General features: G+C 67.4%; 20 protein-coding genes and 1 pseudogene. 2 read left to right on the top strand and 19 right to left on the bottom strand.

Annotated features, from left to right (window positions below; all coding sequences use genetic code 11):
- The first annotated feature begins 11 nt into the window (after positions 1-11).
- Both ACXJLH_RS09280 and ACXJLH_RS09275 read left to right on the top strand, forming a co-directional pair.
- Entirely contained in the window at positions 12-818 is an 807-nt protein-coding gene (locus ACXJLH_RS09280) for a DeoR/GlpR family DNA-binding transcription regulator (RefSeq protein ID WP_457443627.1), read from the top strand.
- A gap of 70 nt (positions 819-888) precedes the next feature.
- On the top strand, positions 889-1587 hold the full coding sequence (locus ACXJLH_RS09275) for an integrin alpha (RefSeq protein WP_457443625.1): 699 nt from the start codon (positions 889-891) through the stop codon (positions 1585-1587).
- A 63-nt stretch (positions 1588-1650) separates the two neighbouring features.
- Here the strand turns inward: ACXJLH_RS09275 and ACXJLH_RS09270 are convergent.
- The 19 genes and pseudogenes from ACXJLH_RS09270 to ACXJLH_RS09180 all read right to left on the bottom strand — a co-directional run.
- A pseudogene (locus tag ACXJLH_RS09270) lies at positions 1651-1830 on the bottom strand (RidA family protein); the annotation flags it as partial.
- The gene (locus ACXJLH_RS09265) at positions 1827-3014 is read right to left on the bottom strand and encodes a DUF4172 domain-containing protein (RefSeq protein WP_457443623.1); all 1188 of its coding nucleotides are present in this window, start codon (positions 3012-3014) and stop codon (positions 1827-1829) included. The pseudogene ACXJLH_RS09270 and the gene ACXJLH_RS09265, both read right to left, overlap by 4 nt.
- A 57-nt stretch (positions 3015-3071) precedes the next feature.
- Positions 3072-3497 carry a RidA family protein gene (locus ACXJLH_RS09260; RefSeq protein WP_056193539.1) on the bottom strand — a complete coding sequence of 142 codons (426 nt, stop codon included), beginning with the start codon at positions 3495-3497 and terminating at the stop codon, positions 3072-3074.
- Positions 3494-3931 (bottom strand): acyl-CoA thioesterase, encoded by a 438-nt coding sequence (locus ACXJLH_RS09255; protein ID WP_457443621.1) that lies wholly within the window; start codon positions 3929-3931, stop codon positions 3494-3496. The genes ACXJLH_RS09260 and ACXJLH_RS09255 overlap by 4 nt, the downstream gene beginning before the upstream one ends.
- Positions 3932-3933: 2 nt before the next feature.
- On the bottom strand, positions 3934-4644 hold the full coding sequence (locus ACXJLH_RS09250; RefSeq protein ID WP_457443619.1) for an ABC transporter ATP-binding protein: 711 nt from the start codon (positions 4642-4644) through the stop codon (positions 3934-3936).
- Positions 4641-5393 carry an ABC transporter ATP-binding protein gene (locus tag ACXJLH_RS09245; protein ID WP_457443617.1) on the bottom strand — a complete coding sequence of 251 codons (753 nt, stop codon included), beginning with the start codon at positions 5391-5393 and terminating at the stop codon, positions 4641-4643. The genes ACXJLH_RS09250 and ACXJLH_RS09245 overlap by 4 nt, the downstream gene beginning before the upstream one ends.
- Positions 5386-6345: a branched-chain amino acid ABC transporter permease gene (locus ACXJLH_RS09240; RefSeq protein ID WP_457443615.1), complete on the bottom strand. Its 960-nt coding sequence runs from the start codon at positions 6343-6345 to the stop codon at positions 5386-5388. The genes ACXJLH_RS09245 and ACXJLH_RS09240 overlap by 8 nt, the downstream gene beginning before the upstream one ends.
- The gene (locus ACXJLH_RS09235) at positions 6338-7258 is read right to left on the bottom strand and encodes a branched-chain amino acid ABC transporter permease (protein ID WP_457443613.1); all 921 of its coding nucleotides are present in this window, start codon (positions 7256-7258) and stop codon (positions 6338-6340) included. The genes ACXJLH_RS09240 and ACXJLH_RS09235 overlap by 8 nt, the downstream gene beginning before the upstream one ends.
- 631 nt (positions 7259-7889) lie before the next feature.
- Positions 7890-9056: an ABC transporter substrate-binding protein gene (locus ACXJLH_RS09230; protein ID WP_457443611.1), complete on the bottom strand. Its 1167-nt coding sequence runs from the start codon at positions 9054-9056 to the stop codon at positions 7890-7892.
- Between the two features lie 23 nt (positions 9057-9079).
- The gene (locus tag ACXJLH_RS09225; RefSeq protein WP_457443609.1) at positions 9080-10684 is read right to left on the bottom strand and encodes a benzoate-CoA ligase family protein; all 1605 of its coding nucleotides are present in this window, start codon (positions 10682-10684) and stop codon (positions 9080-9082) included.
- A 7-nt stretch (positions 10685-10691) separates the two neighbouring features.
- Positions 10692-11831: an acyl-CoA dehydrogenase family protein gene (locus tag ACXJLH_RS09220; protein WP_457443607.1), complete on the bottom strand. Its 1140-nt coding sequence runs from the start codon at positions 11829-11831 to the stop codon at positions 10692-10694.
- Positions 11832-12671, bottom strand: coding sequence for an enoyl-CoA hydratase family protein (locus ACXJLH_RS09215; RefSeq protein ID WP_457443605.1), 840 nt, complete (start codon positions 12669-12671; stop codon positions 11832-11834).
- Positions 12668-13150 (bottom strand): MarR family winged helix-turn-helix transcriptional regulator, encoded by a 483-nt coding sequence (locus ACXJLH_RS09210; RefSeq protein WP_457443604.1) that lies wholly within the window; start codon positions 13148-13150, stop codon positions 12668-12670. Before ACXJLH_RS09210 ends, ACXJLH_RS09215 begins: the two co-directional genes overlap by 4 nt.
- Positions 13150-13881, bottom strand: a complete 732-nt coding sequence (locus ACXJLH_RS09205) for an SDR family NAD(P)-dependent oxidoreductase (protein WP_457443602.1) — start codon at positions 13879-13881, stop codon at positions 13150-13152. The genes ACXJLH_RS09210 and ACXJLH_RS09205 overlap by 1 nt, the downstream gene beginning before the upstream one ends.
- On the bottom strand, positions 13878-16211 hold the full coding sequence (locus ACXJLH_RS09200; RefSeq protein ID WP_457443600.1) for a bifunctional salicylyl-CoA 5-hydroxylase/oxidoreductase: 2334 nt from the start codon (positions 16209-16211) through the stop codon (positions 13878-13880). Before ACXJLH_RS09200 ends, ACXJLH_RS09205 begins: the two co-directional genes overlap by 4 nt.
- 122 nt (positions 16212-16333) lie before the next feature.
- Positions 16334-17494 carry an alpha/beta hydrolase family protein gene (locus ACXJLH_RS09195; protein WP_457443598.1) on the bottom strand — a complete coding sequence of 387 codons (1161 nt, stop codon included), beginning with the start codon at positions 17492-17494 and terminating at the stop codon, positions 16334-16336.
- Between the two features lie 22 nt (positions 17495-17516).
- Positions 17517-18254 (bottom strand): polysaccharide deacetylase family protein, encoded by a 738-nt coding sequence (locus ACXJLH_RS09190; RefSeq protein WP_457443596.1) that lies wholly within the window; start codon positions 18252-18254, stop codon positions 17517-17519.
- Entirely contained in the window at positions 18254-19567 is a 1314-nt protein-coding gene (locus tag ACXJLH_RS09185) for an MFS transporter (RefSeq protein ID WP_457443594.1), read from the bottom strand. Before ACXJLH_RS09185 ends, ACXJLH_RS09190 begins: the two co-directional genes overlap by 1 nt.
- Positions 19564-21099, bottom strand: a complete 1536-nt coding sequence (locus ACXJLH_RS09180) for a hypothetical protein (protein ID WP_457443592.1) — start codon at positions 21097-21099, stop codon at positions 19564-19566. The genes ACXJLH_RS09185 and ACXJLH_RS09180 overlap by 4 nt, the downstream gene beginning before the upstream one ends.
- Between the last annotated feature and the right edge of the window lie 13 nt (positions 21100-21112).

Raw genomic sequence — 21112 nt, 5'->3', positions numbered from 1 at the left:
TCTATTCCCGCATGCCCGCCTCCCTCTCACTGCCCGCGAAAACCGAAAGCCCGCTCCTCATCGACGAGCGGCGCCGGCTGATCCGTGAGCTGGTGCAGAGCCAGGGCCGCGTGACGGTGGATGAGCTGGCCGAGCGCTTCGGCACCTCCGTCGTCACCATCCGCAGCGACCTGAACTCGCTGGCCTCCACCGGCGCCGTGCTGCGCACCCACGGCGGCGCACTGGCCCAACGCGACACCGAGGAAGTGCCCATCGGCGTGAAGCAGAAGCTTCGCCACGAGCAGAAGGTGCGCATCGCCACAGAGGCCGCCAAGATGATCCGCGATGGCGAGACCATCCTGCTCGATTCCGGCTCCACCACCGAAGAGATCGCCAAGCAGATCCGCGGCCTGCGGCTGACGCAGTTGAACGTCATCACCAACGCGCTGAACATTGCCGCGTTGCTGGCGACCGTGCCGCACATCAACCTCATCATGCCGGGTGGGCAGCTGCGGCCCAACTCCTTCTCGCTGTCCGGCCCCCAGGCCGTGGCCGCGTTGCAGGGCCTGTATGCCGACCGCCTCTTCCTCGGCGTCGACAGCCTCGACCCCGACATCGGCCTGATGACGCCCCATCTGCTCGAAGCGCAGCTCAACGCCCAGATGATGAAGATCAGCCGCCAGGTCGTGGCCGTGGCGGACGCGTCCAAGCTGATGAAGCGCAACCTGTCCGTCATTGCGCCGGTGGAGCAGCTGGACGTGCTGATCACCGACAGCGGCGCCGATCAGGCCATCGTAGATCAGTTGAGGGGGCGGGGGATTGAGGTGGTGTTGGCGTAACCGTCATAGACCCAACGCCCACGAAGCAACCGATAGGTAGCAGCCATCACCTAGGACCACCAGCCAGCGCATGCGTTCGTCGAAGAAAGTTATCTTGGTCATCGCGGCAGTAGCTGCCGTCCTTGCCTCAGGGTGGGCATGGCGCATCTTTTCGCTGAGCACCCAAGACACTCTCACCAGCTCAGCTGCGCCGGCATCTCGGGCATCTCCGGTGGCTAGCGCGGCAAGCGCTGCAGCGGAAAGTCCCCCTGAGGAATGCGGAGTCAACAAGGCAACCGTGATCAAGCCTATGAAGGCGACCATCGGGGTCGATAAAACGGAGGTGATAGTTTCCGTCTGTGAAGACTACGACAGCGTTTCATCGCCGACGCATCTCGTGGACTTTCGATCAATCTCTGGGAAGAGATTGCATGCGATTCGAGTGACGTCGAGCATGCCCACAGACATGTTTGGAATCTCACTCGAAGACATTGATGGAGACGGCTTCACTGACCTCGTCGTGAGTACGGGGTGGGAGGCTGGGGAACCGTACATTCCGGTCGACGTTTATTTCTACGACGCCGAAGCTCGCGACTTCCAACTCGGTGAGCGCTTTGTGTCATCCCCAACGTTGACGGCGACTCCTGGATGCGTCGTCACTGAATATCAAATCAGATCCGCAGGAACGTTTGCGAATCGCGAATGCTTCAATAAACAGGAAAAGAAGTGGCAGACGGAAGCAACCTGTCAGCTGAGCGATGACGGCTGTCCGGAGAGGCTTAAACATTAAAGCCCCCAGGGTGCCGGGGCGGCAGCGAGCTACCGATGTCGGATAGGCAGCCCCAACAAAATCTCAGCCCGGCACCACTGCCGTCACCTCAATCTCCACCTTCGCCCGGTCCTCCATCAGCGCCGACACCTGCACGGCGCTCATGGCGATGCCGTAGTCGCGGCCCAGCACGTCGCGGTAGGCCTGGCCAATCTCGCGGCCGCGGGCGATGTATTCGCGCTTGTCGATGAGGTACCAGGTTAGGACTCTCCCGACCCTTCACCGGTCGCGACGCCATGCGTCCAGCCGGGCACGTTGACGTAGTAGCGCAAAGCCTTGCCAGCGCCGGTGCTCCAGAGTTGTCCACGCTTGACCATCTCGGCCAGATCCCGAGTGGCCGTGGCCTTGGACGCACCGGTCATCTTCATGTACTTCTCGGCGTTGAGCCCGCCCAGGAAACCGCCGTCACCGTCGTCGAGCAAACGCTGCAACACCTTGCGCTGGCGCTCAGGCAGCCCGGCGATGCCGTGGTGCTCCGCAAACCGGCGCTTCACGAGGGCGGCGTCCATCGTGGCGCTGGCCGCCGAGTAGGCGGCAGCACACTGCTGCGCGAACCATTGGACCCAGCTCGTCACGTCCATGCCGCCACGCTGGCAGAGATTCAGTTGGTCGTAGTAATCGGAGCGGCGCTCCAGCAGTTGCCGCGACAGGCTGAACAGCCTGACCGGCGTGCTGAGGTGCTGGGCCACGGCCATGTCGACGAGGGCGCGGCCGATGCGGCCGTTGCCGTCCTCGAACGGGTGGATGCTTTCAAACCAAAGGTGGGCGATAGCGGCACGCGCAAGGCCGTCCAGGCGTGCCGCCGAGGAAGCGCCGCCGGGCGCGGTGTCGTTGAACCAGTTGATGAAGCGCGTCATGTGCCGCGGCACATCGGCCGATGGCGGCGCCTCGTAGTGGACGACCTCGCGGCCGGGCAGGCCGCTGATGATCTGCATCGGGTCTTCGTGATCCCGATAGCGGCCCACGGCGATGCGTTGAACACCTGAAGTGCCGCCCGGGAACAGCGCCGATTGCCACCGGCAGAGCCGGTCTTCATCGAGCGGCGTGCCGGATGCGGTGGTCGCGTCGTGAACGACGGCGACCAGGCCGTCCACGGCACGGTCGATGGGCCCCGGCGCCTTCAAGCCCATGCGGCGCATGACCGACGACCTGACGGCGTCCAGCGACAGCCGCTCCCCTTCAATGGCCGCCGTGGTCAGCACCTCGTCGGCCATCGAGTCGAGCGCGACGTCGCTGGTACCGGTGAAGCCGATGGCTGCAGCCTTGCCTTCCATGACGCCATGCAAACGGTAGGCCTGGGCCAGGTCGGCGCTGACGACCGCATTGTCGTAAACGAAGTCCGGCCAGTCGGCGCGAAGCCAGTTCCAGGGGCGTGCTCTCGCGGTCATGAGCCGCAATTTAGCACTATCGGCTCAAATTGTGAGCCGAATTACCAGAATTGCGGCTCAAGCGCCCTGGCCCGCAGCCTCCGGCACCATCGCCGTCACCTCGATCTCCACCTTGGCCCTGTCCTCCATCAGCGCCGACACCTGCACGGCGCTCATCGCGATGCCGTAGTCGCGGCCCAGCACGTCGCGGTAGGCCTGGCCCACCTCGCGGCCGCGGGCGATGTACTCGCGTTTGTCGATGAGGTACCAGGTCATGCGCACGATGTGCTCGGGCTGTGCTTGCGCCTCGGCCAGCACGGCGCGGATGTTGAGCAGGGTCTGGCGCACCTGGGCGATGAAGTCGTCGCTGTCGAACTCGCAGCGCTCGTTCCAGCCGATCTGGCCGGCGACAAAGACCTGGCGGCCGCTGGCCGCGACGCCATTCGCATAGCCGCGCGGCTGGGTCCAGCCGGCGGGCTGCAGGATTTGCTTGTGGTTGCTCATGTGTTTGTCTCCTGTTGTGCGGCGAGCGAGCGCTCCAGCGCAGCACGCAGATCGGCCGGAAAGGCTTGGGGCTTGTGGGTGGCGAGCGAAGTACAGACCAGCACCTGCGTGAACTCGACGCGCGTGCCGTCGGCGCCGTCGAAGGCGATGCGCAGCGTCATCGAACCGCCGCCCAGGCGTTCGATGTGGATGGTTTGCACGAGGCGGTCGCCATGGCGGCTGACGCGCAGGAAGCGCGTGTCGAGCTGCGCCGTGGGCATGCCGACGCCGCGCTGGCCGATGAGCACGTCGAACGGCAGGCACAGGCCCTGGGCGAACCAGTCCTCGATCAGCTCATTGAGCATCTCGAAGTAGCGCGGGTAGAAGACGATGCCGGCGGGGTCGCAGTGGCCGAAGCGCACAAGTTGCTCGCGTTGAAAGGCGAAAGCGCTCACCGTCAGACTCCCACGTACCTTTGCCACAGCGCCGGGTCGGCCGCCAGCGCCGCCGAAGGGCCGGCCCACGCGACACGGCCGCGCTCGACGACGGTGTGGTGGTCGGCCAGGCGAATCAGCCGCTGCACATATTTGTCGACGACGAGGATGGTCTGGCCAGCGGCCCGCAGCAAATCCAGGCAGCGCCAGATCTCCTCGCGCACCAGCGGCGCCAGGCCTTCAGTGGCTTCGTCCAGCACCAACAGGCGCGGATTGGTGACCAGCGCGCGGCCGATGGCCAGCATCTGCTGCTCGCCGCCCGACAGCTGCTGACCCATGTGGCCGGCGCGCTCGGCCAGGCGCGGGAAGAGGCCGTAGACGCGCTCCACCGTCCACGGCTCGGCCGCGCCGCTGCGGTTGGCCGCGAAGGCGCGCAGATGCTCGTGCACGCTGAGGTTGGGGAAGACCTGCCGCCCCTCCGGCACCAGCGCCAGGCCCAGCCGCGCGATGCGGTCGGCCGGCCAGCCGGTGACGTCCTGGCCGCAGAAGCGGATGCGGCCGGCGCTGGGCGCCATCCAGCCGCACAGGCAGCGCAGCAGCGTGCTCTTGCCCATGCCATTGCGGCCCAGCAGCGTGGCCACCTCGCCGGCTTGCATGGTCAGGTCCAGGCCAAACAGCACCTGGCTGGCACCGTAGCCGGCTTGCAGGTCCTTGATCTCGAGCAAGGCCGTCATACGGCCGCCTCCAGCTCGTCGCCAAGGTAGGCGCGCTTCACCTCGGCATGCTCGCGAATCTCGGCCGGCGTGCCGCTGGCGATGACGCGCCCGGCCACCAGCGTCGAGATGCGGTCAGCGAGGCGGAAGACGGCGTCCATGTCGTGTTCGACCAGCAGCAGCGTCAGGCCTTCGCGCTTGAGTGCCTGCAGCAGCTCGACCATACGGGTGGACTCGTCCGGACCCATGCCAGCCAGCGGCTCGTCCAGCAGCAGCAGGCGCGGCTTGGCAGCCAGCGCAAGGCCGACTTCAAGCTGGCGTTGCTCGCCATGCGCAAGCTCGCCGGCGGTGCGGCCGGCCTGAGCCGTCAGCCCCACCCGTGCCAGCAGCGCGTCGGCTTCTGCATGCGCGGCCGCGTCGGCGCGCGCGGTGCGCCACCACGACGGCGCGCCCTCGCGCCGCGCCAGCACGGCGAGCACGAGGTTGTCGCGCACCGAGCAGGGCTTAAACAGACTGGTGATCTGGAAGCTGCGCACCAGGCCGGCTTGTACGCGACGGGCCATGCCTTGCCGCGTGACGTCCCGACCATCGAAGACGATCTGGCCCGCGTCGGGCGCGAGGGCGCCGGAGATCTGGTGGATCAGCGTCGTCTTGCCGGCGCCGTTGGGGCCGATCAGCGCATGCAGCTCACCCGCCCGCACTTCAAAGCTCGCGCCATCGGTCGCGGCCAGCGCGCCAAAGCGCTTCACTAGTTGTTTGACTTCAAGCACGGCGCGTCTTCCAGTTCAGTCCCGCCAACCCGCGCGGCGCATAGAGCACGACCAGCAGCAGCAAGGCTCCCAGACCGAGCTGCCAATGCAGGGTGTAGCCCGACAGCAGCTCCTCCAGCAGCAACAGCGCCAACGCACCCAGCGGCCCGCCCCACAGCGCTCCAGCGCCGCCGATGATGACCATGACCATCAACTGGCCGGACTGCGACCAGTGCATCAGGTGCGGCGACACCAGGCCGTTGAGGTTGGCCAGCATGGCGCCCGCCAGACCCGCGATGGCGCCCGCGAGCACGAAGGCCTGCCAGCGCAGCGCGAACACGCGACCGCCCGCGGCGGCGACGCGCACCTCGTTCTCGCGCGCGCCCTGCAGCAGCCAGCCGAAGGGCGAGTTCACGACGCGCTGCAGGCCGGCCATGACGATGGCGAAGAGTGCGAGCGCAAGCCAGTAGAAACTGGCGTCGTCCTTCAGGTCCAGACCGAAGCCAAAGGCCGAGCGCTGCGCCAGCGCCAGGCCGTCGTCGCCGCCATAGGCCTTCAGCGACACGGCGAGGTAATAGAACATCTGCGCGAAGGCCAGCGTGATCATGATGAAGTAGACGCCGCGCGTGCGCAGGCTGATGGCGCCGATCACTGCGGCCGCCACGGCACTGACGAGCATCGCGGCCGGCCACGCGACCCAGACCGATGTGATGCCCGCATCCATCAATACACCGACCGTGTAACCACCCAGGCCGATGTAGGCCGCGTGTCCAAAGCTGACGAGCCCGCCAAAGCCGAGGATGAGGTTCAGGCTGGACGCCGCGATGGCGAAGATGAGGATGCGCGTCGCGACGACGGTGTAGAACTCCAGGCCCATGGCCTGCAACAGCGGCGGCAGGGCTGCCAGCAAGGCCAGCAATGGCCAGATCCAACGGCCGAGCCCGCGGTGGTGGAGGCTGCGCGCTTCAGCCATGGGCGGGAAAGAGGCCGCGCGGCTTCCAGAACAAGATGGCCGCCATCAGCACATAGATGAGGATGGAGGCCAGCGCCGGGCCGAGGTTGGACGCGACCTCGGGTGAAGCGAGCTGGCGCAGCGCGGCGGGCAGCAGTGTGCGGCTGGCGGTGTCCACGAGGCCGACCAGCAGCGAGCCCACCAGAGCACCGCGCACCGAGCCGATGCCGCCGACGACGATGACGACAAAGGCCAGGATGAGGATGCTTTCGCCCATGCCGACCTGCACGGCCAGCAGCGGCCCGAGCAGCGCGCCGGCCAGCGCGCACAGCGCGGCGCCGAGGCCGAACACGGCGGTGAACAGCTTGCGGATGTCGACGCCCATGGCGGTGGCCATCTGGCGGTTCGCCGCGCCGGCGCGCACCCACATGCCGGCGCGGGTGCGGGTGACGAGCAGCCACATCAGCAGGGCGACGGCGAGGCCGACGCCGATGATGAGCAGGCGGTAGGCCGGGTAGTGCAGGCCCGGGAGCAGTTCGACGGGGCCGGACAGCGCGGCCGGCGTGTTGAGCATCAGCGGCTGGTCGCCCCAGAGGATGCGAACGCCTTCGTTGAGCATGAGGATCAAGGCGAAGGTGGCGAGGACTTGGCTGAGGTGGTCGCGGGCGTAGAGGCGTCGCAGAAGTGTGACTTCGAGGGCCATGCCGAGGATGGCGGTGCCTACGAGTGCGGCGAGGACGGCGAGCAGGAAGGAGCCGGTTGCGCCTGCGACCGCCGCGGTCAGGTAGGCGCCGACCATGTAGAGCGAGCCATGGGCCAGATTGATCATGTCCATGATGCCGAACACGAGGGTCAGGCCGGCGGCGAGCAGGAAGAGCATCAGGCCGAATTGGAGGCCGTTGAGGAGTTGCTCGGTGATGAGGATCCAGTCCATCAGTTGGGTGCTTTCCCAAGCTGGGGCTTTGCGCCACTGCCCAGCGGGGAGTTCGCCCCCGCGGGCGACCTACTTTCTTGTGCGCACAAGAAAGTAGGCAAAGAAAGCGCCCCCGAACCGCCCGCCCCTTTGCTTCGCAGCGGGGTGCCCTGCGATGCTCGGTCCTTGAGGCCCCCGCGCAAAACTCGCGCCGCTACGCTCTGCTCAAACAGTTGCGCGGAGTCAGAGCTTGAAGCGAGCTTCGCTCGCGGCCTCAAGGCCCTGCGCTTCTCGGCGGGCTCAGAGGGGGAAATAGAAATGCCTCGTTGCGAACGGCCTTCGGGCTTGGCTGTCGGCTGCTCGGTTGTTTCGGGAGCCTCCCCTTCTAAACCGCCGAGAAGCGCAGAAGCCCGGGGCGCGAGCGCAGCGAGCCTCAAGCTCTGACTTCGCGCCCCTTTGTTTGAACGGAGCGTAGCGAAGTGAGTTGGGCGCGGCCCCGGGCTTCGAGCATCGCAGGAGACCCGGCTCCGCCGGGCGGTTTTGCAGGAGAGAGCTTTTTGCCTACTTTTTGGCGGCGCAAAAAGTAGGTCGGCCGCCGGGACGAAATCCCGGCTGGGCCTGTACGTCAACCCATGCTGCGACAAAACAGCCCTCAGCTCATCTTGCAAGAGGCCGCATACGCATCCTCATGCTGCGTGAAGATCTTCCCCAACGTCCGGTTCGTCACCCTTCCCTGCCCATCCTTCGTGATCACCCGCAAGTAGTAATCCTGAATCGGGTACTGATTCCGATTGAACTTGAACGCCCCCCGCACCGACTCAAACTTCGCCGCCTTGATCGCCTTCAACAGCGCCGGCTTGTCCTCGACCTTCCCCTTCACATCCCTCACCGCCGCATTCATCAACAACGCCGCGTCATACCCCTGGCTCGCATACAGCGATGGCAGCCTTCCGTAGTCCTTCAGAAAATCAGCGACGAACTTCTTGTTCGCCACGTTGTCCATGTCATGCGCCCAATGCGAGCTGTTGAACATGCCCAGCATCGGCTCGCCCACCGCCTTGATGACGTCCTCGTCCGCCGAGAACCCCGGCCCGAACAGCGTCACGTCCTTGGACAGCCCCGCGCCGACGAACTGCTTGATGAAGTTGATGCCCATGCCACCAGGCAGGAAGATGTACATCGCATCCGGCTTGGCCGCGCGGGCCTGCGCCAGCTCCGCCGCGTAGTCGAGCTGGCCGAGCTTGGTGTAGATCTCCTCGACGACGGCGCCCTTGTAATAGCGCTTGAAGCCCGTCATCGCGTCCTTGCCGGCCGGGTAGTTGGGCGCCAGCAGAACCAGCTTCTTGAAGCCCTTCTCCGTCACCGTCTTGCCCACGGCCTCGTGCAGGTTGTCGTTCTGCCAGGCGACGTTGAAAAAGTACGGGTTGCATTGCTCGCCCGCGTACTGCGAGGGGCCGGCGTTGGCGCTGATGTAGGGAATCTTGGCGTCGAACACCGACGGGCCGACGGCCAGCATCACGTTGGAGAAGACGATGCCGGTCATGAAGTCGACCTTGTCGCGCTTGATGAGGCGCTCCGCACTTTGCTTGGCGACCTCGGGGTTCTGCTGGTCGTCGGCCGTGACCACCTCGACCGGCAGGCCGCCGAGCTTGCCGCCGCTGTGTTTGAGACCGAGCGCGAAGCCGTCGCGGATGTCCACGCCCAGGCCGGCGCCGGGGCCGGACAGGGTGCTCAGGAAGCCCACCTTGAGCTTGTCGGCGGCCTGGGCCGCGGGGAGCAAGGCAAGGCCGATGGCAACGGCGGCGAAGGTCTTCTTCATGGGCAGGCTCTCCGGTGAAAAGGTCAGGGAGTTTCTCTGAGTCGGAAGCGTTGCAGCTTGCCAGTCTCGGTACGCGGCAAACTGGTGCGGAACTCGATGACGCGCGGATATTTGTAGGGCGCGATGGTCGCCTTGACGTGGTCCTGCAAGGCCTTCACGTCGCCGGCATGGCCGGCACGCAGCACGACGAAGGCCTTGACCAGCTGGCCGCGCTCTTCATCAGGCACGCCGATGACGGCGCACTCGGCGACGGCGGGGTGGCTCAGCAGCGCGGCCTCGACCTCGGGGCCGGCGATGTTGTAGCCGCCGGAGATGATCATGTCGTCGGTGCGGGCCTGGTAGACGAAGTAGCCCTCGTCGTCGATCAGGTAGGAGTCGCCGGTCAGGTTCCAGCCGTCCTGCACATACTGGTGCTGGCGCTCATCGGCCAGGTAGCGGCAGCCGGTCGGGCCCTTCACGGCGAGATGGCCGACCTGGCCCGCGCGCAGCGGCTGGCCGCCGTCGTCCAGGATGCAGGCCTGGTAGCCAGGCACGGGCTTGCCCGTGGCGCCGGCCTTGGCCGTCTCTTCGGTGTGGGAGATGAAGATGTGCAGCAGCTCCGTCGCGCCAATGCCGTCGAGCAGCTCGATGCCCGTCGCGCCCTTCCACAGCGCGCGCGTGGCGGCGGGCAGCGCTTCGCCGGCGCTCACGCATTTGCGCAGGGAGGCGATGTCGTGCTGCCCCACAAGCGGTGCCATCGCGCGGTAGGACGTCGGCGCCGTGAAGCAGACCGTCGCGCGATGCTGCGCAATCGCCGCGAGGAGCACTTCGGGTGCGGGCTTCTCCAACAGCACCGTCGACGCGCCCACGCTCATCGGGAACAGCAACAGGCCGCCCAGGCCGAAGGTGAAGGCCAGCGGCGGGCTGCCGATGAAGACGTCGCTCGCCTGCGCGCGCAGGCAGTGCACCGGCCAGCAGCGGCAGATCGCGAGGATGTCGCGATGAAAGTGCATCGTGCCCTTGGGCTGGCCCGTCGTTCCCGACGTGAAGGCGATCAGCGCGCAGTCGTCGCTGGCGGTGTCGATGTTGGTGAACGTTGCCGGCTGTCGTGCAGCGCGCGCCTCCAGCCCGTCGGGCTCGCCGCTGCGGTAGTGGCAGATGCCGCGCAGCATGGGGTTTTGCAGTTGCGCCGCGGCGAGTTCGTCGGCCAGGGCCGCGTCACACAGCGCATGCGTGACCTCGGCCTTGGCGATGACTTTGCCGAGTTCGATTGCACGCAGCAGCGGCATCGTCGCCACGGCAATCGCGCCGGCCTTGATGACCGCGAACCAGCAGGCCGCCAGCTGTGGCGTGTTCGCGCCACGCAGCAGCACGCGGTTGCCGGGCACGACGCCCAACTCGTTGACCAGCACGTTGGCGATGCGGTTGGCCTCGGCCTGAAGCTCGGCATAGGTCCAGCGGACGCTGGCGCCCTGCACGCAGGGCCGGTCGCCCTGGCCCTGCTCGACCCAGCGGTCCAGCAGCTCGGTCGCCGCGTTCAATCGGGGGCCGAACTGCAGCTCGGGCAGGTCGAACACCAGCTCCGGCCACTGGTCCTGCGGCGGGAGGTGGTCTCTTGCGAAGGTATCCAGGTGGGCCGATGGGTGCATGACGTCCTCAGGCTTGCTTGAGCAGTTCGCGACCGATGATCAGTTGCTGCACTTCGCTGGCGCCCTCGTAGATGCGCAGCGCGCGGATTTCACGGTAGAGGGATTCGACGATCTCGCCCCGGCGCACGCCGCGGCCGCCGAAGAGCTGCACGGCCGCATCGATGACCTGCTGGGCGCCCTCGGTCGCCATCAGCTTGGCCATGGCCGCTTCCTTGGTGATGGTCTTTCCCTGGTCGCGCAGCCAGGCGGCGCGGTAGACCATCAGCGCGGACGAATCCACCGTGCAGGCCATGTCGGCGAGCTTGGCTTGCGTGAGCGGCAGGTCGGCCAGCCGGGCGCCGAACATCGGCCGCGACCTGGCCTGGTTCAACCCTTCCTGCAGCGCGCGGCGCGCGAAGCCCAGCGCGGCGGCGGCGACGGACGTCCGGAACACATCCAGCGTGCGCATGGCCAGCTTGAATCCTTCGCCGGGCGCGCCGAGCATCTGGCTCTTGGCGACGCGACAGTTCGTGAAGCGCAGCCGCGCCAGCGGATGGGGCGCGATGACGTCAATGCGCTCGGCGATCTCGAAGCCGGGAATGCCAGCGTCGACGATGAAGGCACTCAGGCCGCGTGAGCCGGGCGCTTCGCCGGTGCGCGCGAACAGCACATAGAAGTCGGCGATGCCGCCGTTGGAGATCCAGGTCTTCTCGCCATTCAGCAGATAGCCGTCGCCGTCTTCGGTGGCGCTGCACTGCATGGCGGCGACGTCGGACCCCGCTTCAGGCTCGGACAGCGCGAATGCCGCCAGCGCCTCGCCGCGCGCCACCAGCGGCAGATAGCGCTGGCGCTGGGCCGGCGTGCCTTGCAGCGAGATGGCGCCGGAGCCGAGGCCCTGCATCGCGAAGGCGAAGTCAGCCAGGCCGTCGTGTTTGGCCAGCGTCTCGCGGATCAGGCAGAGGGCGCGCGTGTCGATGGCCTGACCTTCACCGGCCACGGCATGGTTCAGCCAGCCGGCCTTGCCGAGCTGCGCGACCAAAGTGCGGCATTGCGCATCGATGTCGCCATCATGGTCGACATGCTGCAGATGCTCACCGCACCAGGCGTCGAGCGAAGTCGCCAGCTCGCGGTGCTTGGCGTCGAAGAAGGGCCAGTCGAGATGTTGCATTCAGTCCCCCTGGAAGACGGGCTTCTGCTTCGCCACGAAGGCCTCGTAAGCGCGATGGAAGTCCTGGGTCATCATGCAGATGGCCTGGGCCTGCGCTTCGGACTCGATAGCCTCGTCCACGCCCATGGACCACTCTTGGTGCAGCATGCGCTTGGTCATTGCATGACCGAAGCTCGGACCCGAGGCGATCTCGCCGGCCCAGGCCGTGGCCTCGTTCAACAGCTGCTCCGGCGTGACCAGGCGATTGAGGAAACCCCACGCCAGCGCCTCTTCGCCGCCGAGGCTGCGGCCGCTGTACAGCAGGTCCGACGCCCGCCCCTGGCCGACGATGCGCGGCAGCATGGCGCAGGCGCCCATGTCGCAGCCGGCCAAGCCCACACGCGTGAACAAAAAGGCCGTCTTGCTGCGTGCCGTGCCCACGCGCAGGTCCGATGCCATCGCCATGATGGCCCCCGCGCCGGCGCAGACGCCGTCGATGGCCGCGACGATGGGCTGCGGGCAGGCGCGCATGGCCTTGACGAGGTCGCCCGTCATGCGCGTGAAGGCCAGCAGGTCGGGCATGCTCATGCCGGTCAGCGGGCCGATGATCTCGTGCACGTCGCCGCCCGAGCAGAAGTTGCCACCGGCGCCCTGAACGACGATGGCGCGCACGTCGTCGACATAGCTCAGGCGGCGGAACAAGTCGCGCAGCTCGGCATAGGACTCGAACGTCAGCGGGTTCTTGCGCTCGGGCCGGTTCAGCGTGATGACGCCGACGGCGCCCTGCTGCTGCCAGACGAAGTGCTCGGGCGTGTAGCCGGCCAGGCTCTGGCTGTTGCCGGAAGTCAGGTAGGGGGTCATGCGGCGTCCTTGGCCAAATGCGTTTTCAGCTGCGCGAGCAGCTCGTGGACCTGCGTCTTCTGCGCGGGCGTCCAGCCGGCGAACAGCTCGACGATCCAGCCCTCGTGCGTGGCCGCCATGCGCTTGAACTGGCGGCGCCCCTGGGGCGTGAGCTTGACGATGAAGCTGCGGCGGTCGTCGGCGCGCGTCTCGCGCAGCACCAGGCCTTCGGCTTCGAGCTGGTCGGTGATGCCGGTCACATTGCCACCCGTCACCATCAGGCGCTTGGAAAGCTCGCGCATCGTCAAGCCGTCGGGGTGGCGCTCCAGCTGGGCGAGCAGGTCGAAGCGCGGCAGCGTGGTGCCGAAATCGGCCCGCAGGCGCTGGCGGATCTGGTCCTCCACGCGGGTTGTGCAGGACAGCAGGCGCAGCCACAGCTTGAGGGCCTGGTGGTCGTCTTCTGACAGCCGGGTTTCGAGGTCGGACTCGACGGTCGACATCACATCGTCTCCCCGCCGCAGACGGCGATGGCCTGGCCGTTGATGGCGCCGTTGCCTACGATCCAGGCCACGGCGTCCGCGACCTCCTCGGGCTGGATCAGGCGGCCCTGCGGATTCACCTTGGCCAGCTCGGCGCGTGCCTCGTCGGCCGTGCGGCCGGTCTTGGCGACGATGTTGTCGACGGCAGACGCAACGATGTCCGTCTCGGTGTAGCCCGGGCAGACCGCGTTGACCGTCACGCCCTTGGCCGCCACCTCCAGCGCCATCGCCCGCGTCAGGCCCAGCACGCCATGCTTGGCCGCACAGTAGGCGGCGACGTAGGCATAGCCCTTGAGCGCCGCCGTGCTGGCGACGTTGACGATGCGGCCCTGCCTGCGGGTCACCATGCCGGGCAGCACGGCGCGGCTGCACAGGAAGCTGCCGGTGAGGTTGACGTTGAGCAGCCGCTGCCAGAGTTCGAGCGAGGTGCGGGCCAGCGGCGCCGTCTCGACCTGGCCGGCGTTGTTGACGAGGATGTCCACGTCGCCGATGGCGGCGAAGGCGTCGGTGACGCTGTCCTCGTTGCCAACGTCGCAGACCTGGATGGCGACCTCACCCAGCGCCGCCCGTGCCTGGCGCAAGCGGTCTTCACTGCGGCCCATCAGAGTGACTCGAAAACCGTCCGCGAGCAGCCGCTTCGCGACGGCGGCGCCGATGCCGCTGCCTCCACCTGTTACGACCACGTGTTTCATACGCCCAACGCCTTGTTCGCCTGCTCGGCCGCGGCCACATTGCCGGCGCGCTGGCGCTCGAACTCGCGCTCCAGCTGGCTTTTGCCGGACAGGTACTGTTTGGGCCATTCCAGGCCGACAGGCCCGCGGTAGCCGATGCGCGCGGCTTCGGTCAGCGTCCAGGCCGGGTTGGCCAGGTGCGGCCGGGCGATGGCGCACAGATCGGCGCGGCCCGACGCGATGATGCTGTTGACGTGGTCGGCCTCGGAGATGGCGCCAACCGCCATGGTGGCGATGCCGACGCGGTTGCGGATGCTCTCCGCAAACGGCGTCTGGAACATGCGGCCGTAGACCGGTTTCTGCGCCTTGCTGACCTGGCCCGAGGACACGTCGATGAGGTCGGCACCGGCCTGCTTGAAGGCCGCGGCGATCGCCACGGCGTCTTCGGGCGTCGTGCCGCCGGGCGCCCAGTCGTGGGCTGAGATGCGCACCGACATGGGCCGGTCCAGCGGCCACACCTCGCGCAGCGCGGTGAAGACTTCGAGCGGGTAGCGCAGCCGGTTCTCCAGCGAGCCGCCGTAATCGTCGTCGCGCTGGTTGGTCAGCGGGGAGATGAAGGCGGACAGCAGATAGCCGTGGGCGCAATGCAGTTCCAGCCAGTCGAAGCCGGCGTCCGCCGCACGGCGGGCCGCGCTCACGAAGTCTTCCCGCACGCGGTCCATGTCGGCGCGCGTCATCGCCCGTGCGACCTGGCTGATGCCGGCCAGGTATTGCTGCGGCGAGGCCGAGATCAGGGGCCAGTTGCCGTCGGGCAGCGGCAGGTCCTCGCCTTCCCAGGGCACGCGCGTCGAGCCCTTGGGGCCGGCGTGGCCGAGCTGCATCGCGATCCTGGCGCTGCTGTTGGCGTGCACGAACTCGACGATGCGCTGCCAGGCCGCGCCCTGAGCGTCGTTCCACAGGCCCGGGCAACCTGGTGTGATGCGGGCGTCGGGCGACACGCAGGTCATCTCGGCGAACACCAGCCCCGCCCCGCCCAGGGCGCGTGCGCCGAGGTGCGCCAGGTGGTAGTCGCCCGGGATGCCGTCCTCACAGCTGTACTGCGCCATCGGCGACACGACGACGCGGTTCTTCAGCGTGACGCCGCGCAGCTTGAAGGGCGTGAACATCGGTGGCACTTGCGCATCAACGCCGCTTTGCGCCGCCAGCCAGCGCTCGAAGTCGCCGACATAGCGCGCGTCGCGCAGGCGCAGGTTCTCGTGTGAGATGCGCTGCGAGCGCGTCAGCAGCGAATAGGCGAATTGCTCCGGCGCCAGCCTTGCGTGGCGCTCGACGTTTTCGAACCACTCGGTCGAGTTGCGCGCCGCGTTCTGGATGCGCAGCACCTCGATGCTGCGCGTGGCCTGGTAGGCGTCGAGCGCCGTTGCCAGGTCGCCATGCTTCTCAATGTCGCGGGCCAGGTCGATGGCATCTTCCAGCGCGAGCTTGGTGCCTGAGCCGATGGAGAAATGCGCCGTGTGGGCGGCGTCGCCCATCAGCACGACGGGAATGCCGCGGTCGTTGCGGTGCACCCAGGTCTTGCAGACGACGCGCGGGAAGCGGATCCACGCCGCCGACCCGCGCAGGTGGCTGGCGTTGGAGATCAGCGGATGGCCGTCCAGCACCCGGGCGAAGAGGTTTTCGCAGAAGGCGATGCCGTCTTCCTTGCTCATGTCCTCCAGGCCGGCGGCGCGCCAGACGTCCTCGGGGGCCTCGACGATGAAGGTCGAGTGCGTGGCATCGAAGCGGTAGGCATGTGCCTGGAACCAGCCCCACTCGGTGTGCTGGAAATCGAAGGTGAAGGCGTCGAAGAGCTTGGTCGTGCCCAGCCACACGAAGCGGCATTGGCGCAGGTCGACGTCGGGCTGGTAGGTGGCGGCGTACTTCTGGCGGATGCGGCTGTTCAGCCCGTCGGCAGCAATGACAAGATCAGCGTCGATATCGGCGTCATCCAGCACGTCGGTCTCGTAGACCAGCTCGACGCCGAGCGCCTCACAGCGCGCCTGCAGGATGTTCAGCAGCCGCTTGCGGCCGATGCCGCAGAAGCCGTGGCCGCTGGAGACGATACGGCGGCCCTTGAAGTGGACGGCGATGTCGTCCCAGTGGTTGAAGGCCTCGCTGATCTGCTCGGCCGTCTCGGGGTCGGCCCCGCGCAGCGCGTCGACGGTCTGGTCGGACAGCACGACACCCCAGCCGAAGGTGTCACCGGCGCGGTTGCGCTCCAGCACCCGGACCTGGTGGACCGGGTCCGCCTTCTTCATCAGCAGCGCGAAATACAGGCCGGCGGGCCCGCCGCCGACACAGGTGATACGCATGGGATGCCCCCTCTGCGTAGCACTTTAGGAATCGATAGTTCAAACGTCAAGCATTTATCCGCACTGCGGCACCGCGGACAAACCCGCAGCTTGAAGCAGTTGGGACGGGCTGTGCGCCCGAGTCAGCGAGGCTTGCTGTAGTTGACGCTGCCGCGCCCGCCGGCCAGCGGCTTGACATTGGCGAGACGCTCCCGGGCAGCCGCGTTGTCGCGCAGGTATGCGTCGAAGAACAGCAGCTCCCAGGCGGTGGCTTCCTGTTCAGCGGGTGCGCTGAGCAGGTGGCCCTCACTCGGCATTTCGACGGCCCAGGCCGGGCCGCCGAGGCGGCGCACACCGGCCTTGACGCTGTCGGGCGAGACCGAGCCGTCCTTCTCGGCGTAGACGGCGAAGAAGGGCGTCTTGACCTGGGCGAGGCCGCTGAAGTCGCGGCCGAAGGACCAGGCATGGGTCTGGAAGGGCCAGATGCCGAAGCTGGCGCCGAGGAAGGGCACGAGGCCAAAGCCGGCCTTCAGGCGGGCGTCGCGGAACGACTGCCCGGGTACAGCCGGATCGGCGCCGCCGAGCATGGCGAGCACCGTCTGGCCGCCCGCGCTGGCGCCCGAGGCGCCGATGCGGGCCGTGTCCACCGCGCCGGCAAAGTCAGGGTGGCTGAGCACATGGTCGAGCGCCGCCTTGAAGGCGACCCGGCGCAGGGCGACGGTTTCGGCATAGCCGCTGACGCGGCCGTCGCCGTGGAAGATGTCGACGACGATGTAGCCGTGCGAGGCCATCCGCTTCAAGTGGGCCAGGTGCCAGAGGCCGTGCGTGTTGTAGCCGCCCGAATAGACGATGACCGGGTACCTGGCCGCAGCATCGGCGAAGACGGGCCGCTCGCCCGGCGCCTGCATGTGCGGGAAGACGTTGTCGCCGGTGTCCTTGTACGGAAAGGTGTAGTTCGGCCGGACGTTGTCGGCGCGCGTGGGGTACAGCACATAGAGCAGCAGCGGCAGTTGCTGCCCGGCCAGCGCGCCGGCGCCGGGCTCGTTGGCCGGCACGGTGACCTTCAGCAACAGCGGGGCGTCACGGCGGCTCAGCAGCTCATCGACGTACAGGCTGCGCGAGCCGTCGACCTTGCCGTTGAGATAGTCCACCAGCGGCCGGTCGCCGGCGGCGCTCGCCGCCACCTGCATGTTCGTGCTGCCGACGGCGTAGGGGCCGGGTGGGGCGACGAAGTCGGCGGCGCGGGCGGGCGCCAGGCTCGCGATGGCCAGAAGGAGGAGCAGTCGGGCCAGCAGGCGAGGCATGGGATTCCTTTTGCGGGAGCGGTCAGCGCAGCACGTCGTCCCAGCGCAGGTGCACGACGTGGTAGCCCTTGGCCTTGAGCGCCTGCAGCAGGAAGGGCAGCGCCCGCGCGGTCTGGTCCTGCACGTCGTGCAACAGCACGATGCCGCCGCCGCTCTTGGCGAGCTGGCCGAGCATCTTGTCGGCCAACATCTGAGGCGTCTGGTCGGGCAACCAGTCCTCGGCGCCAGCGTCGACGGACATCACGGTGATGCCCCGCTCGCGCAGCGCGGCCATCAACACGGGCGATTCCGCCAGGAAGGGGAATCGATAGGCGGCCGGCTCGCTGTCCAACGCCTCGCGGTAGGCGGCAATCATGGCATCCAGGTCGGTGATCTGCGCCGCTGCGGGCAACTGACCGAATGCCAGATGCTGGAAGCCATGCATGCCGACGCTATGGCCGGCATCGCGCACCTGGCGGGCCAGGGCGGCGTGGGCGCGCATCGGTTCGCCGTTCATGAAGAAGCTGGCCTTCACGCACTGGTCGGCCAGGGCCTTCAGTACCAGGGGTGTGGACTCGGGCCGCGGGCCGTCGTCGAAGGTCAGCACGATTTCGCCGGGTGCCAGCGTCGGCAGCGCCGCATGTTGAGCCGTGCCCCAGGCCGCGCCGTCGCGCTGGAGCGTCAATGTGCGTGACGTGCCCAGTGCATCGGCCGCACAGGCGGTCTGGGCCGGCTGGGCGGATGTGGCGGCGGCCAGCGCCATGGCCAGCAGCAGGCCCATCAGTGGCCGGCCACGGCGGCGTGTTCGCCGAACTCGCCCGCCTCCTCGTGGTCATGCGGGAAAGGCGCCAGCCAGGCCAGCACCACGGGCGGGATGGAGAAGATCAGCACCCAGCCGAAGAAGCTCACGTACTGGTGATTGACGTAGTTCCACAGCAGGCCGCTGACGCTGCCGGTGCCCCACTTGGTCAGCGCCATGACGCCGGTGGCCATCGCGTAGTGCGCCATGCGGAAAGGTCCCGGGGCGATCTGCTGCATCATGTAGAGCATGTGGCCGACCGAGCCCATGCCGAAGCCGAACTTCTCGATGCAGACGATGGCCGCGATGGTGGTCGTGTCCGTCGGCATCGTCTGGGCCAGGTAGAAATAGGTCAGGTGCGGGATGTTGAGCACCAGGGCCAGTGTGAAGAAGCTGCGCGGCAGCGTGCGCTTGGCGACGAAGAAGCCGCCCAGGAAGGCGCCGGCGATGAAGGACAGCGTGCCGACCGTGCCGTTGATGTGGCCCAGCGACTCGTTGTCCAACCCCAGGCCGCCGGCAGCGATGCTGTCGAGCAGGAAGAGCGGACCGAACTTCTCGATGAAGCCTTCGCCGAAGCGGTAGAAAAAGATGACGGCCAGCATCATCCAGATCTGCGGCTTCTGGAAGAGGGTGACCCAGGCTTCGGCCGTGGCCGTCAGGCCGCCGCTCAGGCCTTGGCCATGCAGCGTGGACGGCGCGCCCGGCGGCAGCACGCGCACATGCCACAGGCCGAAGAGGGCCATGGACGCTGCGGCGATCAGCACGACGATGACCCAGCACTGCACCCAGCTCATGCCCATGTGGTTGTGCAGATAGCCCGTCAGTGACACGAACAAGCCGGAGGCGACAACGGCGCCCATGTTCCAGCACATGCCCTGCAGGCCCGAGTAGCGCGCCTGGTCGGTCTTGGAGACGGTCGTCATGAAGACACCGTCGGCACAGGTGTCCTGCGTGGCCGACGCGAAGCCGACGATCCAGAAGAAGGCCAGCGAGAGCTTGAAGAAACCCTCCATCGGCAGGCACAGCGCCACCAGGCCCAGGGCCGCCGCCATCGTGAACTCCATGCTGATGACCCAGAAGCGCTTGCTGCGGTAGGCCTCCAGCAGGGGCGCCCACAGGGGCTTGAGCACCCAGGGCAGGTACATCTGCGAGGTGTAGAGCGCGATGTCCTCGTTGGAGATGCCCAGGTTCTTGTAGATGATGGCTGCGACGACCCCCACCATCACGTTGGGCAGGCCCATGGCGAGGTAGAGCGAGGGCACCCAGGTCAACGGGTGGCGAATGGATTGAGTCATGGTGGAGTGGGCTTCTTGGTGCCGTTCAGCAGGGCGAGGACGTCAGACGCCTCTTGATTGGATTGCAGGGCTTGGAGCGCGGCCCGGGCCCTGTCGGTGCCCTCGCCGCCGTGCGGGTTGCTGGCCAGCGACTGCAGGCCGCGCAGGGCCTTGTCGCGGTTGCCGGATTCGAGATGCGCCCAGACGGCGAGGTAGACGTAGTCGCCAACCTGGGGCTCCAGCACGCTGGCAGCGTCCGCCGCGTTGGTCATGCTGGGGCTCACGCCCCTGACACCGAGCACTCGAGCCAGTTGATACAGCGTGGGGGCGTCGTTGCGGCGCTGCTTGTAGGCCGCCATCAGGCAGGCGCGGGCCTGCTCCAGTGCCTGGGTGCGTTCGGCGCCATTCGCCTGTGCGGCCACGGCCTGCCAGGCCCAGCCGAGCAGGCGGTTGGCTTCAAAGGGCGGCGATTCCTGCTGAGCCCATGGGGCAAGGATCTGCAAGGCCTTGTCTGCGTCGCCATAGCGGATCTCGGCATGCGCCAGCGCCCAGCGCATGGCATCGGGCGCACGGTCGCCGCCGGCTTTCTTCACGCTCTCCTGCAGGCGGGCCAGGACGGCCTTGCCATGTTCAGCTTCAGGGCGCGAGGCGATGACCATGCCGTCGAATTCGGCTTCAGCCTGCTCGGTGGGCAGCTCGGTGGTACGCACCGCGGCTGGCGCGCCGCCCGGTATCTGCGCCACATACAGGTTGTCCAGATGCTTGCGCAGCTCACTGTTCAGGCGGCTGGGCGCTATGCCGGTGGCTGGCTCCAGCGCAGTGAGCGCGTCCTCCCCGGCTGCGACACGGCGGAAGTACTCGTTGAAGCGCTGCACGCGCTCGGTCTTGGACAACACATAGTGGGTCAGCAGCCAGGACTGCGCGTAGAAGACGCCGAAGAAGCTGTCGTCGATGTCCTTGTCGCCGGTGGACTGGAAGCTCGGCTTGAGCAGCCTGGCCGGCTGCAGCCAGGTGCGTTGGGTCAGGATCGCGGCCGAGGGATTGAACGCGCCGATCTCGATCGAGTCCGGGGCGATGCGCGTCGCGCCGAAGTACTCGGCATAGCCCTCGACGAACCACACGGGATAGGCCATGCGGGCGTATTGAGCCATCACGCGATGCGCGTACTCATGGAAGAGCACCTGGCCGGTGAAGTCCTTCGACCAGGGATGGTTGACCGCGAAAGCCTGGGCGCCGTCGCTGCCCGAAACGAACAACCCCGACAAGCTGCGGTTGCGCAGATAAGGCTGGACCCGGGCGATGAGGTCGGGGTCGTCGCTGAGCACGATGGGAAAGGGCGGCCGCGCCATGCCTTGGCTGGCGCCAAGGGTCAGCAGCATGGCCTCGTGCAGGCGTTCGAGATCCTGCAGCCTGCCCTCGGCCGTGCGCTTGGACGTCTGGGCCAGCATGCGGAAATGCGGGCTCTCTGCCAGCACCCATGACGCGGACCAAGCCCAGGGACTCCAGCCCAACAGGCCCAGCAGCAGCGTCGCCAGCCATTTGCGGTGGTGCATCGTCTGCTCTCCC

This window comes from Roseateles sp. P5_E4 (assembly GCF_054049255.1).
The sequence above is the reverse complement of the archived record's forward strand: the minus strand, read 5'-3'. Positions and strand labels throughout refer to the sequence as shown.